Source organism: Pandoraea anhela (assembly GCF_902459655.1).
GTDB lineage: Bacteria > Pseudomonadota > Gammaproteobacteria > Burkholderiales > Burkholderiaceae > Pandoraea > Pandoraea anhela.
The window spans coordinates 1-15,048 of sequence record NZ_CABPSB010000026.1; the positions used below are offsets into that span (position 1 = coordinate 1).

Genomic DNA, 15,048 nt, shown 5'->3' on the forward strand with positions numbered 1-15,048 from the left:
GTCGGGCAGACGGGCAAGATCGTGGCGCCGCAGTTGTACGTGGCGGTGGGGATCTCGGGGGCGATTCAGCACCTGGCAGGGATGAAGGATTCGAAGGTGATCGTGGCGATCAACAAGGATCCGGAAGCGCCGATCTTCTCGGTGGCCGATTACGGTCTGGTGGGCGATCTGTTCACCGTCGTGCCGGAACTCACGGGCGCGCTGTAAGCGTCTGATGCCCGTCTGGGAATTCGGGTGGCGCGCATCCATGCCGTCGCCCGGTTCCCGAGGCGGCCCCGAGCCGCAAACAGGGAACAGCAATGGACAAAGTCGATTGCGTCGTGATCGGCGCGGGCGTGGTGGGATTGGCCGTCGCACGAACGATGGCCATGGCCGGGCACGAGGTGGTGGTGCTGGAAGCCGAGCGCGCCATCGGCACGGGCACGAGTTCGCGTAACAGCGAGGTGATCCACGGCGGCATCTACTACCCGCCGGGGTCGCTGAAGGCGAAGCTGTGTGTCGAGGGGAAGCATCGGCTGTACGAGTTTTGCGCGTCGCATAGGGTGGAGCACCGCCAATGCGGCAAGCTGATCGTCGCGACGACCGATCGTCAGGTCGGGGAACTCGACGCCATCGCCGCTAATGCACTTGCCAGCGGTGTGGAGGATCTTCGGTGGCTCAGCGCCGGGGAAGTGGCGCAACTCGAACCTGAATTGCACTCATTTGGTGCATTGCTCTCACCGTCAACGGGCATCGTCGACAGTCACGGTCTCATGCTTGCGTTGCAGGGCGATGCGCAGACCGCTGGCGCAATGCTCGCTTTCGACGCGCGCGTGACCGGCGCTCGCGTGGGTGGCCCGCACGGCATCGCGCTGGACGTCGAGACCGACGGCGTCACCTCAACACTGTTTGCGCAGACCGTGATCAACAGTGCGGGGCTTTACGCGGTGGACGTTGCGCGTCGGTTCGACGGACTGTCGTCGGCGCACATTCCGCAGCGGTACTTCGCGAAGGGCAGCTATTTCGCCTGCGCGCAGCGAGCGCCGTTCACCCATCTGATCTATCCGGTGCCGGAGCCCGGCGGGCTGGGCGTTCACCTGACGCTCGATCTCGGCGGTCAGGCGCGCTTCGGACCGAATGTCGAATGGGTCGACAAGATCGACTACACGGTGAACCCGTCGGATGGCGACGCGTTTTACGCAGCGGTTCGGCGCTATTGGCCGACGCTGGCGGATGGCGCCTTGCAACCGGGCTATGCGGGCATTCGACCGAAGATCAGCGGACCGGGAGAACCGGCGGCAGATTTCCGAATCGATGGACCTGACGTACACGGCGTGGCAGGACTCGTGAACCTGTTCGGTATCGAGTCGCCGGGGCTTACGGCATCGTTGGCCATTGCCGAAGCGGTACGCGCAGCGCTTTCCTGACGCGACACATCGTACATGTCGCGAGGCACAATTCGCGAGATGGACCGCCCGGCCACATCTCGCCATCAGACTGCTATTACTGCTATCTGGCTAACCCCGTGATATCCCGACGACGGTGTTGCGAGCGTTGCGCAACCTTCCTGTCGGCGGAAATCCTTGCATCGGTAGACCTGCGTGAGCCGGTGTGCGGGTCAGCACACCCACAATCGCATGTATCAGCGCATGGCCACCGGCGGCTTCCACGACGCCGGATTCGTCCAGAACACACCGCGCAGGCGATCGGTGTCGCCACACGGGGTGCTACGGGCCGGCTTGCTGATTTGACCTGCACAGGCGCTGATATCGCGTCCCGATTGTTGCAGGCGTTTCAGGATCGTATCGAGCATGCCCGATTCGCGCCATTCATTCAGTTTGCGACGGCAGGTCGGCACGGAGGGATACTGCATGGGCAGCTTGGACCAGCTCTCGCCAGTGAACAGCACCCACAAGACAGCATTGGTCAGCGTGCGCTGCTCGACTTGAGGGCGTCCGCGTCGTTCCGTACGGACCGGTCGGTCGCAAATCAGATCACGCAGGGCGTGCCATTCAACGTCGCTCAGTTCAGTAAACATAACACCTCGACCCAAAACAAACGGAGGCGCCGCAAGGGGCGAGTCCGGGCTTCGCGATCTGGCACATACCGGTGCAATCTGGTGCGTACTTATCGTCAAAACTCGGCCAAGGCGGCGTCGATCCCCGATGCTGGAAATACAAGCAACAAGCATGCCAGGACATCGGGTTCTCTCGTGAAGAACACCGCGGGCGGGTCGAACCACACTGCGAAGGGAGCGTTTGACCAGCAAAAAAACGCCCACTTGGCAGGTGGGCGCAGCTCCTGAGTGGCTATTGGGATAGGCAATCGCAAAAGCGTCAGGAGAAAAGGAATACGTGCCTTTTGGCCAGTCCGGATCGTTTGTTGTTCTCGGCCCCGGCCAGGGTGTCTCGCTCCACATGCGCCAGCTTGTCAAGCTTGCAGGCGCAATCATGACAAAAAGCGGGGGTCGACGCGCTTCGGAATTACCCCCATTGCGGTGCATGGGGTGCACCGAAGGGGACGGGGTTCGGAACGACGCGAAATGTCAGGTCGCCTGCCCTAGATGAGTGCCAGACTGCGCTCCGATAGGGCACTGTGTCGCGAGAACGGGCGCAACCCATCGCAACCGGGCATTGACGCCGGCGCAACCGTGTCTCGCCTGGTGAGAAAGTTTTTCGATGAAGTGGCCCGGTGGCGTCATGGTCTTCCGTCATGGCCGTGTGGCGGGACCGTGGCCTATAATGTGCGCCTTCGATGAATATCGTCTATCGGCTGCGCGGAATCGCCGCACACCGGTCGGCGCCATTGTGCGCAAACGGCATGAGCAACGACAGCGATAACAAATACTCGGTCCCGGGCCTGGAGCGCGGCCTGCGCATTCTCATGACTTTCTCGGCGCGTGAGCCGGTGCTGGCCGGAGCGGATCTGGCGCGGCGTCTGGACATTCCGCGTTCCACGGTTTTTCGTCTGCTGCAAACGCTCGAGGCGGAGGGCTTCATCGAGAAGGCCGGGGACGATCGCCATTACCGGCTCGGCGTGGCGGTGCTGCGTCTTGGCTTCGAATACCTGAACTCGCTCGAATTGACGGATCTCGGCACGCCGGTGATCGAGAAACTGCGCGATGCCACGGGCTTTTCCAGTCACATCCTGATTCTCGATCAGCGCGACGCGGTCTTCGTTGCGAAGGCGGCGAGCCGTGAACTGGTGTTCGGCACGGTGCGCGTGGGCACGCGTTTGCCTGCGCATGCGACCGCCGTCGGCCATATTCTGCTGGGCGATTACTCGCTGCCGTCGCTCAAGCAGCTTTATCCGGAGCGCAAACTCGAAGCGTTCACGGCGCATACGCCGACGACCGTCGATGCCCTTCACCGTGTCGTGCAGGAAGACATCGCCCGTGGCTACAGCATGAGTCAGGCCTTCTTCGAGCAGAACATTTCCACGATTGCCGCGCCTGTGCGCAATCATCGTGGCCAGATCGTCGCCGTCATCAGCGTGACGATTCCGCAGGCTCGCGTCGAAGCGGATCTGCTCGAGAACGGCATCGTCGAGAAGGTTGTCTCCGCCGCCGACGAGCTATCGCACAAGCTGAACTATCGGGCCGAGCGGGCCGGGGTTTTGAGCTGATCCTGGAATGGCGGGGCGGCGCCAGTGACCGGCCCGCTGATGTCGCGGCTTCATAAAGGTCGCGCAGCGTCATAGCGCCGACGATTGCCGCTAAGCCTGCGCCATACTTTTTCGCTTTCGTGCGCCGTGGGGCTTCCGGGGCGGTTATCGGTGGAAGGTGGCGCTTTGCCGTTCATCGCGCCCGGGTGGCGCTGTCGTGTCGGTAGCGATCCTCACCTCGGCGTCCTTCATCTTCACTTTGTTCCGCGGACGATGGTGGCGCCGTCTCGCGTTTCCATTTCCCGTGCATTTCCCGCGACCTCGCTGCGCTGATCTCCCGATCGGGTTGTCGCGCCGGCGTGCGGTCACGCCCTGTCTTATTTCTTATTTATCTCTTATTTATCTTTTACCGCCGCGTGCATGGCTCGCGCCGGTTTGCCGGCCGAGTCCACCCTCGATTTTTTTCCGCAGACGCGCGACACCTTTCTGATTAGCATCTGCGCATTCTCAATAAACGCTTACTTATTTTCTGCTTGTCTCGTTGAATTCACTTCGCCATAATTGTCTCGCATATTAACAAATGTTTCATAAGTGAGACAAAAATGATGCATCGGCCGACACGTGACGTAGGGCATCGACGCTGTCGGTACAGGGGGTAAAGCGCCCAAAAAGCATCAGGAAGCACAACAGGAGTGGATGGTGAAGAGACGCAGTATCGGCGCAGCCGGCCTCTGGCTGGGACTCACGTGCGCTGGCGTGGCACATGCCGCAGGCAGTTCGTTACAGATCTACGGGACGGTCGACGACGGCCTCACTTATGTGAGCAATCAGGGCGGCGGACGTCTGTTCAAAATGGACGCCGGTATCGGCCAGCCCGATCGCTTCGGCCTGAAGGGACGGGAAGACCTCGGCGGTGGCCTCTCGGCTGTCTTCCAACTGGAGCAGGGCTTCAATACGAGCACCGGTGCGCTGATCAACAGTGGCGTGGAGTGGAATCGTCAGGCCTGGGTCGGTCTCGCGGGCGACCGGTTCGGCACGGTGTCGATCGGCCATCAGACCGACTTCATGCAAGACGTCTCGATTCGCTATTCGAACGGCTTCTGGCAGCACAATCTGTATGCCTATCACCCGGGCAACCTCGACAATCTGGCGAACTCGTCGCAGATCGATAACGCGGTGAAGTGGCACAGCGCCAGTTTTCACGGGCTGACCGGCGGTCTGATGTACGGCTTCGCCGGGGGCAACGCGCTGGGCCGCACCGTCGGGGGCTATGTGAAGTACGACAACGGGCCGCTGTCCGTTGCCGCGACTTACGTGAGCATCAACAAGCGGACGTTCGATTTCTCCTCGCGCCTCGGCATCTCGTCGATCTTCGGGCAGTCGGCGCTGTCCGCAACGAATGTCTTCAAATCGGATGCCGTGAACAACACCGGTATCGGCGCTTCGTACCGTCTGTGGTCGCGGTGGAACGTGCACGCGCTGTACACCCGCAGCGAAGTCCGTGCGCCGGGCGGCTCGGGCAACATGTTCAATTACGACATTGGCACGGAGTACCGGGTAACGGAAGCGAACGCGCTTACGCTGGGGTATTCGTATTCGTCGTTCAATCACACGCACTACAACCAGATCGAAGCGGGTGACCTGTATTCGCTCTCCAAGCGTACGCAATTGCAGGCGCAAGTGACGTATATCGCCGCGACGGGCGACCACCACGCCGCGTCGTATCCGATCGGCGCGTCGAGCAATCACGATCAGATGTTGCTGCGCGTCGGGATGTATCACAGTTTCTAAGTCGCGACGTCTCCGGGGCCAACGTCGCAGACGGCTCCATCGATGTCGATGCCGGCAGGTTTTCGGCGGCGATCCTCGGGCGCCGCCGCACATTACGAGATGCAATATGTCAGGTTCTCTGCCTCCGTCCTCTTTGAACGCTTCCTCCTCTTCGTCGTCCTCGTCGTCTTCGTTGTCCCCGAGCGCCGCGTTCTCACAACGACCATCGCGCGTGCGCTACTGGATGCTCTTTCTGATCTTCGTCGGCACGGTCATCAACTACGTCGACCGTGCCAATTTGTCGGTTGCTGCGCCGATGCTCAAGCAGGAGTTCGGACTCGGTCCCGTCGAACTGGGCTTCATTTTTTCCGCATACGCGTGGACGTACGTGATCGCGAACATTCCCGGCGGCTGGGTCATCGACCGCTTCGGCACGCGCGCGATTTACGGCGTCGCCATCCTCAGCTGGTCGATCCTCACGTTCATGCAGGGGTTCACATCGCGTTTTGCCACGCTCTTCGGCATGCGACTGGGTGTCGGTGTCGCCGAAGCCCCGACGTTTCCTGTGAACAATCGGGTGGTTTCGATCTGGTTCGCGCAACGCGAGCGGGGCGTGGCGACCAGCGTTTATCTGGTTGGTCAATACATCGGCATGGCCGCGCTCACGCCGGTGCTGTTCTGGATTGCCCACACATGGGGCTGGCGCGAAATATTCTATGCGACCGGCTTGCTGGGCATCGTCTGGGCGGGCGTGTGGTTCGTTGGCTATCGCGATCCGGACAAGTGCGCGTGGGCGAACGCCGCCGAGCTTGACCACATTCGTAGCGGTGGGGCGCTCGTCGAAGTGAAACCGGCAGCACGCGCGACATCGCAGAAATTTCCGTGGCGCAAACTGCTGGTGCTGTTCCGCAATCGTCAGATCATTGCGATTTGCGTGGGCAAGTTCGCGTCGCTCTCGTCGCTGTACTTTTTCCTGACGTGGTTTCCGACCTACCTCATGACCGAGCGGCATATGACGGTGCTCAAGGCGGGCGGTGTGACGTCGGTGCCGTTTTTGGCCGCGTCCATCGGTGTGGTCTGCGGCGGCTGGCTCTCCGACGGGTTGCTGCGCCGTGGCGTGGCGGTCGGCACCGCGCGCAAGACGCCCATCGTCACCGGGCTGCTGCTCGTGCCGACGATGTCGCTCACGGTGCTTACCGATGCCAACTGGCTGGTGATCGCCATCATGTCGTTTGCGTTCTTCGCGCAAGGCGTGGCGTCGGCGTCGTGGTCGCTCGTGGCGGACATCGCGCCGAAGGGCATGGTCGGTATCACGGGGGGCGCGGTGAACTTCGCCGGGAACCTCTCAGGCATCATCACGCCAATCGCGATCGGCTTCATTGTGAAAGCGACAGGCTCGTTCGGCTGGGCGCTCGGCCTCATCAGCCTCTTCGCGATCGCCGGTGTGCTGTGCTATCTGCTGCTGCTTGGCGAAGTGAAACGTATCGAACTCGACGACGATGACGGCGAAAGCCGCACCGTCGATGCCGGGCGCGAACCGCGTGAGCGTTGGGACGGCGCATAGCGCAAGGGGAAGGGCGCCGACGCGCATCGCCCTGGCCCGACGTCACGCGCTGCTAGCGGTCGCGACATTGCCATGACGGAACGTGACACAACGTGATGCGTCGCCGGTCCCGATACGACCGGCGTGGCCGCGCGCGATCCCAAACATCGACCTCACGCTTCGGCCGCCTGACGCCGGTAATCGCCCGGCCGTGCCCCCGTCCATTTGCGAAAAGCACGGAAAAATGCGCTGGGGTCCGCAAACCCTAACGACAGCGCGATTTCCAGCATTGGCTTGGACGTGTGGCAAAGCGCGTGAATGGCGAGATCGCGTCGCAACTGATCCTTGATCGACTGGTACGACTGACCTTCGTCCTCAAGCCGGCGACGCAGTGTCGACGGGGTGGTATGGAATTCGCCCGCCAATGCTTCGAACGCCGGCCAGCTATCCGTGGGCATGGTTTTCAGACGCCGCCGCACCCGCGCCACCATCCCCTTCGTGTTCTTGTACTTGAGAATGATGTTCCCCGGCGCGGCGCGCAGGAAGTCCTTCACGCTGACTTCGTTTTGCACGACCGGCAGGTCGAGACACGCTGCGTCGAACTCGATGGCCGTATGGGCGGCGTTGAAGATCAGACGTGCCGAATACATGGTTCGGTACTCGTCGCTGTACACCGGCTCATCGTAGGCAAAGTACGCAGTGCTCAGCGTGACGCGACGCGCGATCAGCCAGCACGTGAGCGCATAGAAGAGGATCAGCAGCGTTTCATGTCCGAACACGCGTGGCGCTCGGGCATCTGCACGCTCGTGGACTTCCAGCCGGGCGAGGGCGCCGTCGCGCACCAGTTGCATCTCCAGATCGTCGAGCAGCAAACCGAAGAAACGGGCGGCGCGCTGCAAAGCTTGCTCCAGCGTGCGGCAGGCAACCACGCTGTGACACAACATGGCAAAGCTGCCCACTTTCATGCGACGCGAATCCTGACCGAAGAATTCGTCGTCCAGCGCCACACTGATGAGGCGCCACAGATGCGCATAACGATCCGCCGACACGCGGCCTTGCGGATGCGTGAGCAGCGACGGTGCAATATCGGCGGCGTGCAGCAATGCCGCCGGATCGCCGCCGAGTCGTTCGACGTGCGCCAATGCGTTGACCACGAAATGTATCGAAATGCTGCCTTTTTCCATGCGTCGCGATTCGGAACCGGTGCAATGCCATAGCAGGGGGACGCAGGAATTCTAGCAGTGCGGCCCATGATGACGCTTCCGGCGCCGTCCGAAAAGCGGATCGGCGTATTCCGAATTCGCAGGTGACGTCGCTTACGCACTCGTCCGCGACGTCGTTCGCGGCGGAGATTGCGATGCTTCGACGGCTTACTTCGGCGCCATGCGCAGCGCGCCGTCAAGGCGAATGACTTCGCCGTTGATCATGGTGTTCTCGACGATATGACGCACGAGCGCGGCGTACTCGGACGGGCGTCCCAGCCGCGGCGGGAAGGGCACCGACGCGCCGAGCGCCGCCTGAACTTCCGGCGTCATGCCGGCCATCATCGGCGTCTCGAAGATGCCCGGGGCAATCGTCACGACGCGCACGCCCACGCGCGCCAGTTCGCGTGCGGCAGGCAGCGTGAGCGCTGCAACGCCGCCTTTAGACGCCGCGTAGGCCGCCTGTCCGATCTGGCCGTCGAACGCGGCGACAGATGCGGTGTTCACGACCACGCCGCGCTCGCCTTCGGCATCGGCCGCGCCTTGCGCCATGGCCGACGCGGCGATGCGCAGCACGTTGAAGGTGCCGATCAAATTGACGTTGACGATGCGAGCGAAGCTCTCGAGTCGATGCGGGCCCTGTTTGCCGAGAATGCGTTCGCCGATGACGAGGCCTGCGCAATTGACGACACCGTTCAACTGGCCGAAAGCGCTTTGGGCGGTGTCGACGAGACGCTGCACATCGTCTTCACGGGTAATGTCCGTGGCGACGAAGCGAGCGGCGTCGCCCAGCGCATCCGCCTGGCTTGCGCCGGCTTCGGCGTTGATATCGCCGAGCACGACGCTGGCGCCGGCGTCGACGAACATGCGCGCCGTGGCGGCGCCGAGACCCGACGATGCGCCGGTGACGAGAAAAACGCGATCCTTGATTTGCATGCGTAGCGATCCTGATAAAGGCTAGAGAGTGGCTTGGCGACTTTCACTCGACGTTCGCGCGACGTTCACTCGACGTTCAGGCGAACTTTCGGTCGACATTCATATGCGCTCATGCCGCGCTGGCCCAGGTTTGCGAGGTCTTGGCGATCTCCTGGTTGCGCAGAATGAAGCGCTGGAGCTTGCCGCTCGGCGTCTTGGGCAACTCGGTGACGAATTCGATTTCACGCGGGTACGAATGCGTGGACAGTCGTTGGCGAACGTGTTCCTGCAATTCGCGGGCGAGCGCATCGGTCGGCGCAAACTGTGCATGCAGCACTACGAACGCCTTGACCAGCTCCGTGCGTTCGGGGTCCGGTTTGCCGATCACGGCCGTCTCGATCACCGCAGGATGCTCGATCAGCGCACTCTCCACTTCGAACGGTCCGATACGGTAGCCCGAGGAGGTGATGACGTCGTCGTTCCGGCCTACGAAGCTGATACTGCCATCGGCGTTACGCTCGACCGTGTCGCCCGACAGGTAATAGTCGCCCACGAATGCCGGCGTCTCGCGCTCCCAGTAGCCGCCGAACCACATCAGCGGCGACCGCTTGCGGTCGAGCGCGAGCACGCCCGGCGTGCCGACGGGACACTCACGCCCGTCGTCGTCGAGCACGACGACGCGATGGCCGGGCGATGCAAAACCCGCTGCGCCGGTCTGCACCGGGTGGGCGAGCGCATGGTGATTGCACACGACCATGCCTAGTTCCGTTTGGCCGTAATGATCGTGAATGGTCACGCCGAGATGTTCCGCGAACCAGCGGATGACCTCCGGATTGAGCGGCTCGCCGGCGCTGGACACGGCGCGCAAACGGCCCTTGACCGATGCGGTCGCCTTGTCGCCACCGGCGATCAGCAGACGGAAGGCCGTAGGCGATCCGGCGAGATTGGTGATGCCGAGTTTGTGGATGACACGACAGGTGCTCTCGACATTGAAAGGACCATCGTAGAACGTGGTGGGAATGCCCATCGCGAGCGGCCCCGTGACGGCGTAGTAAAGCCCATACGCCCAGCCCGGATCGGCAATATTCCAGAACGTGTCGGTCGGTCGCAGATCGACGGCGTCGCGCATGTAGCCCACGAACGCCATGATCGCGCGCAGCGGCACCATGACCGGTTTGGCAGCGCCTGTCGTGCCGGACGTGAACATCATGAGGAAAGGATCGTCGCCGCGACGCATTACCGGTGTGAACGCCGCGTCATGTTGCTCGACTTCATGCCAGAAGCTGAAGTCGCCGCGTCGCACGCCCTCGCCGCGCGGACCGCTGACGGTGACGACCGGCGGGCAGTTCGCAACGTCGTCGAGCTTGATACGGTTGGCGGGGTCGGTCACCACCAGCTTGCTTTGGGCGCCATGCAGGCGATGCTCGATCGCCTTGGGGCCGAATGCGGTAAAGAGCGGCTGATAGACGGCGCCCGCCCGCCACGTGCCCAGGATCGTGATCAGCAATTCCGGTGTGCGCGGCAGCAGGCCGCTCACGCGGTCGCCGGGTTGCACGCTTTGTTCGCGCAGGAAGTTGGCGAAGCGCGCCGACAGCGTCTGCAATTGCTTGAAGGTCCATGTCTGGCTCGCGCCGTCTTTGCCCTCCCAGAATAGGGCGATGCGTCCGGGCATGGCGTGACGGTCGCAGCACTCGACGCATGCATTCATGGCGTCGAGGTTGCCGCTGAGCGTGGCGCGTACCGTAGCGTCGAGGTCGAACGCGTCGTAGGCTTGGGCGTAATCCGCAGTCATCGGTCGTCTCCTGTTGTCAGATGCTCGCCGGCGGGCGCGTCTATGATGCAAAAGGACCTCGATGCGCGTCGTCGGCTGCCCCTGGCGCCGTCTGTGGATGGGAATGGACGCGGCGCTCACGGGCAAAGGCGAAATTCATGCTAATGCGTGGCCTCGGCGGCAGGCAATGCCCAAACGGGTCAGAGTTTGTGAGGGATTTATCCACTCCGCAGATATGGGATTTCGCGCCGCCGCCGCACGCCAGGGGGCGTTGCCCTGCGGCGGGGGGCGGTGGGGGGGCGGCGGGATGTGGGGGGATATAGCGGGATATGGCGAGAAAGCGGGCAGCAAGGGTTTGTCCGGATCGGCATACAGACGATTCCGATGGCAATTCCGCTCATCCAATTTGCCGTTTTTGGCTATGGTGCCAACGCGCTGCGATCCCTACACTGGATCCATCGACATGGCATGAACGTCGGCGATTCGTCCCCGGTGGGGGCGGATCACGCCACGACGCAGGAGACCGATATGGATTTCTATACTGAAGACCAACGCATGATCCGCGACATGGCGCGCGCATTTTCGTCCGAACAACTCGCACCTAACGCCGCACAGTGGGACCGTGAGTGTGCATTGCCCGACGCGATGGTCGCGCAGATGGGCGAACTGGGGCTGCTCGGCATGATGGTGCCGGAGCAGTACGGCGGGTCGTACACCGACTACACGGCGTATGCCTTGGCAATGGAAGAGATTGCGGCCGGTTGCGCTTCGACGGCGACCATGATGTCCGTCCACAACTCGGTCGGGTGCGCACCGATTCTGAAATTCGGCACGGATGCCCAGCGTGAGCGCTGGCTGCCGGATTTGGCGGCCGGCAAGAAGATCGGCGCGTTTTGTCTCACCGAGCCGCAGGCCGGATCGGAAGCCAATAACTTGCGAACCCGTGCCGAGCGCCGTGGCGACAAGTGGGTACTCAACGGCAGCAAGCAGTTCGTGACGAACGGCAAGCGTGCCGCAGTCGCGATCGTCTTCGCGGTCACGGATCCCGCGGCGGGCAAGCGCGGCATCTCGGCGTTCATCGTGCCGACCCACACGCCGGGATTCGACGTCGGACACCCCGAACACAAGCTCGGCATCCGGGCGTCGGACACGTGTCCGATTACGCTCGTCGACTGTGAGGTCGGCGACGAGGCCCTGCTCGGTGAGCCGGGGCAGGGGCTGAAAATCGCATTGTCCAATCTCGAGGGCGGGCGCATCGGGATTGCCGCACTGGCCCTCGGCGTGGCCCGCGCGGCATTCGAAGCGGCGCTGAAGTATGCGAACGAGCGTCAGCAGTTCGGCAAGCCGATTCGTGAGCATCAGAGCATTGCGAACATGCTGGCGGACATGACGACGCGTATCAACGCGGCCCGCTTTCTGATTCTTCACGCCGCAGCCCTTCGTACGCAGGGGTTGCCTTGCCTATCCGAGGCGTCGCAGGCGAAGCTGTTCGCGTCCGAACTGGCCGAATGGGTTTGCACGCACGCGATCCAGATTCACGGCGGCTACGGCTATCTCGAAGACTATCCTGTCGAGCGCTATTACCGAGACGCGCGCATCACCCAAATTTACGAAGGCACGAGCGAGATTCAGCGGCAAGTCATTGCCCGCGCGCTCGATTGAGCGCCGTTCGGGCGTACACCGGTTCGCCGGGACGGCCGCGTGAGGCCAACGCGAGAGAATAAATCTGTCGATCCCGACCCTTCAGCGTCACGAGGAGGACGAGTGAGTTTGCACGATAGCGCGATCGATGCGCAGGATGAGGTGTTGTTCGATGTGATCAACGGATTTGGCGTGATCACGCTGAATCGGCCGAAAGCGCTGAACGCCATCACCCATGGCATGGTGCGTGCCATGTGGCGGCAGCTCAACGCGTGGGTCGACGATCCTGCGGTGCGCGCCGTGCTGATCGAAGGGGCTGGGGAGAAGGCGTTCTGTGCTGGCGGCGATGTGCGCGCGTTGTACGAGAGCCGGATAAGCAACGCCGATCGTCATCAGACGTTTTTCATCGACGAGTACCGGCTCGACTACCTGATTCACCGATACCCGAAGCCCTATATCGCCCTGCTCGACGGCATTGTGATGGGCGGTGGCATGGGCGTCGCGCAGGGCGCGGCGCTGAGAATCGTGACCGACAGAACACGGCTGGCAATGCCTGAGACGGGGATCGGACTGTTTCCCGATGTCGGCGCCAGTTGGTTCCTCGGACATCTGGCACCCACGCTCGCGCGCTATCTCGGTTTGTCCGGCGCGACGATCACAGCGGCAGACGCGCTTTACTGCGGGTTGGCAGACGTATGGCTCGAAGGCGATGCCCCGGCAGCGGTGCATGAGGTGCTGCGACGGTTCGAATGGCCGGATGGCGCTCATGCGCGTCAGGCCGATGACCTGCTGGCAGCGCTTCGCGCCGCCATCTTGCCGCTGGGCCGCACATGGACCGATGCTGCTCCGCTCGCACGGGTAAGAGCTACGCTCGACCGGCATTTCAGCGCGCCGGACGTTCAGGGGGTTGTGGCCTCGCTGCGCACCGATACCGAAAGTTCGTGGGCTGCCGAGACGCTTACGCTCCTGCGGCAGCGTTCGCCGCTCAGTCTGTGCGTGACGGACCGGCAGTTGCAGAAGGGCCGTCGTCTCGATCTGGCCGATGCCTTTCGCATGGAGTTGATGTTGGGCTATCACGCATTTGCGTCCGGTGATTTCGTGGAGGGCGTCCGCGCGTTGCTGATCGACAAGGACAAGCAACCGCGCTGGCGATACCCCTCGCTGGCTGAGGTGCCGACGGCGCAAGTCGATGCGTTCTTCGTTTGCCCGTGGCCAGCGGGCGAGCATCCACTGGCGGCCTTGGGCGATAGCGCGGTGAGCAGGGGTTGAACTCGGGCAAACGCATGCGACAATGCCGGTTTTGCGGGGGACCGCACAACCCGTTGGAGTCCAGATGCTCGTCGAAATCGCCCGTCTGCTGCTAGACCTTGTTTTCTCGCTATTCGGCGCTTTGTTGCTATTGCGTGTGTGGATGCAGGCGACACGGCTGCCGCCGAGAAATCCGCTCTCACAAGGGGTATTCCAGTTCACTAACTGGATCGTGTTGCCGTTGCGGCGTGTCGTGCCGGGTGTGGGCGGCATCGACTGGGCGTGCGTGATCGGCGCATGGCTGGCCGCCATGCTTTATCTCGTGCTGATCACAGCGGTGGTGGGGGTGTCGCCGATCTCGGTGTTTCCGCGTGGCTTGCTGGTGGCGTTGGTGCTCGTGGCCAAGTGGGGCGCCAATCTCGTGATGTGGCTAACGCTGCTTATGGCGGTGCTGTCGTGGGTGAACCCGCGCGCGACCGCCATGCCGATTCTCCAGCACCTGCTCGACCCGTTGCTGCGCCCCATTCGCCGCGTCATTCCGATGGTCGGCGGCTTCGACCTGTCGCCGTTGGGGCTGTTCCTGCTGATGCAGATTCTGCTGATCGTGCTCGCGCGCTTAAGCCTGTTCTTCGCGATGCTCTGACGTTTTCCCCGAAGCGTCCGCCGGCAGCGACGCTGCCTGCCGGCCTTCCATCGGCTGCGCCAAGTCGCGGCCGATCGGCGAATTGAGGGTGTTATCTTCTGCGCGGGCGCGCATCGCCAGATGCGACGCCGGCCCGCGCTCCCCGCCTGAGCGTTCCAATCCCAGACGACGCAACACCCGATGACCGTCTTCGGTCACGCTCACCTTCGTTTGTCCCTCGTCTACCGCGACCTGCACCAGTTGGGCTTGCTCCAGCGCCGCGAGGTCGGGCGGTTCGAGCGCATCGGCATCGATAGGACCCAGCGACGCGGCCGCCAATAACAGCGTGGCGATTTCATGCGGGCTCAGCATGGTCATGCTCCTTGAGGCGAATGGCTTTCATGTCAACGCAGTCAGGGTAAAGGGCAGATGTAAGCCCGCGACTACGCCATGTTTACTGCACGTTACGACCCGCCTCCGACCCGGCCTCCCCAGGCGGTCCTGTCACTTTGCGATGACTTTCCCATGACGTGGTGCGACGGTCGTGTACGCCGGCTATCCGACGCATCACGGTGATCCGGCGCCGCTTTGCAGACCGGTCGGCATCCACCGGGCGATACCTCGTGGCCTCAGCGTCGGATCGCAACGCCGCCGGCAAGTTCGTGCATTCGGGTTTCCCCTAGTATGCCCGTTTTTCGCGTACGACTGTGGCCCGTCCCCCTTGTTTTGACAGGGTTTGCGGGATGGGTAAGGG

At 62.7% G+C, this 15,048-nt stretch carries 13 protein-coding genes; 8 read left to right on the forward strand and 5 right to left on the reverse strand.

Features of this window, described 5'->3' with window-relative positions; all coding sequences use genetic code 11:
• Both PAN31108_RS23695 and PAN31108_RS23700 read left to right on the forward strand, forming a co-directional pair.
• On the forward strand, window positions 1-207 hold a 207-nt coding region (locus tag PAN31108_RS23695; protein ID WP_206093596.1), incomplete at its 5' end, for an electron transfer flavoprotein subunit alpha/FixB family protein.
• Between the two features lie 92 nt (window positions 208-299).
• Complete coding sequence (locus tag PAN31108_RS23700) at window positions 300-1,406, forward strand: NAD(P)/FAD-dependent oxidoreductase (RefSeq protein WP_150671220.1); 1,107 nt, start codon at window positions 300-302, stop codon at window positions 1,404-1,406.
• 215 nt (window positions 1,407-1,621) lie between these two features.
• Here PAN31108_RS23700 and PAN31108_RS26525 read toward each other — a convergent pair whose 3' ends face one another.
• Complete coding sequence (locus tag PAN31108_RS26525) at window positions 1,622-2,017, reverse strand: transposase (RefSeq protein ID WP_039366796.1); 396 nt, start codon at window positions 2,015-2,017, stop codon at window positions 1,622-1,624.
• Window positions 2,018-2,799: 782 nt separating this feature from the next.
• On the opposite strand from PAN31108_RS26525, the gene PAN31108_RS23710 reads away from it, so the two are divergent.
• The 3 genes from PAN31108_RS23710 to PAN31108_RS23720 all read left to right on the forward strand — a co-directional run bounded on the left by PAN31108_RS23710 (window position 2,800) and on the right by PAN31108_RS23720 (window position 6,916).
• The gene (locus PAN31108_RS23710) at window positions 2,800-3,603 is read left to right on the forward strand and encodes an IclR family transcriptional regulator (protein ID WP_150671222.1); all 804 of its coding nucleotides are present in this window, start codon (window positions 2,800-2,802) and stop codon (window positions 3,601-3,603) included.
• Window positions 3,604-4,278: 675 nt separating this feature from the next.
• Window positions 4,279-5,373, forward strand: a complete 1,095-nt coding sequence (locus PAN31108_RS23715; RefSeq protein ID WP_150671223.1) for a porin — start codon at window positions 4,279-4,281, stop codon at window positions 5,371-5,373.
• A 211-nt stretch (window positions 5,374-5,584) separates the two neighbouring features.
• Window positions 5,585-6,916, forward strand: coding sequence for an MFS transporter (locus PAN31108_RS23720; protein WP_306440168.1), 1,332 nt, complete (start codon window positions 5,585-5,587; stop codon window positions 6,914-6,916).
• Window positions 6,917-7,068: 152 nt separating this feature from the next.
• Here PAN31108_RS23720 and PAN31108_RS23725 read toward each other — a convergent pair whose 3' ends face one another.
• The 3 genes from PAN31108_RS23725 to PAN31108_RS23735 form a co-directional block, all read right to left on the reverse strand.
• On the reverse strand, window positions 7,069-8,079 hold the full coding sequence (locus tag PAN31108_RS23725; RefSeq protein ID WP_150671224.1) for an AraC family transcriptional regulator: 1,011 nt from the start codon (window positions 8,077-8,079) through the stop codon (window positions 7,069-7,071).
• 186 nt (window positions 8,080-8,265) lie between these two features.
• Window positions 8,266-9,033 carry an SDR family NAD(P)-dependent oxidoreductase gene (locus PAN31108_RS23730; RefSeq protein ID WP_150671225.1) on the reverse strand — a complete coding sequence of 256 codons (768 nt, stop codon included), beginning with the start codon at window positions 9,031-9,033 and terminating at the stop codon, window positions 8,266-8,268.
• Between the two features lie 109 nt (window positions 9,034-9,142).
• A complete protein-coding gene (locus tag PAN31108_RS23735) occupies window positions 9,143-10,804 on the reverse strand; it encodes an acyl-CoA synthetase (RefSeq protein WP_150671226.1) in 1,662 nt (553 codons plus the stop codon).
• A gap of 507 nt (window positions 10,805-11,311) precedes the next feature.
• Between PAN31108_RS23735 and PAN31108_RS23740 the strand changes: the two genes are divergently transcribed.
• The 3 genes from PAN31108_RS23740 to PAN31108_RS23750 all read left to right on the forward strand — a co-directional run bounded on the left by PAN31108_RS23740 (window position 11,312) and on the right by PAN31108_RS23750 (window position 14,315).
• A complete protein-coding gene (locus tag PAN31108_RS23740) occupies window positions 11,312-12,445 on the forward strand; it encodes an acyl-CoA dehydrogenase (protein ID WP_150671227.1) in 1,134 nt (377 codons plus the stop codon).
• A 102-nt stretch (window positions 12,446-12,547) separates the two neighbouring features.
• Window positions 12,548-13,693, forward strand: a complete 1,146-nt coding sequence (locus PAN31108_RS23745; protein ID WP_150671228.1) for an enoyl-CoA hydratase/isomerase family protein — start codon at window positions 12,548-12,550, stop codon at window positions 13,691-13,693.
• Window positions 13,694-13,757: 64 nt separating this feature from the next.
• On the forward strand, window positions 13,758-14,315 hold the full coding sequence (locus PAN31108_RS23750; protein ID WP_150671229.1) for a YggT family protein: 558 nt from the start codon (window positions 13,758-13,760) through the stop codon (window positions 14,313-14,315).
• Here the strand turns inward: PAN31108_RS23750 and PAN31108_RS26530 are convergent.
• On the reverse strand, window positions 14,289-14,666 hold the full coding sequence (locus PAN31108_RS26530) for a hypothetical protein (RefSeq protein ID WP_174995125.1): 378 nt from the start codon (window positions 14,664-14,666) through the stop codon (window positions 14,289-14,291). The genes PAN31108_RS23750 and PAN31108_RS26530 overlap by 27 nt on opposite strands.
• Between the last annotated feature and the right edge of the window lie 382 nt (window positions 14,667-15,048).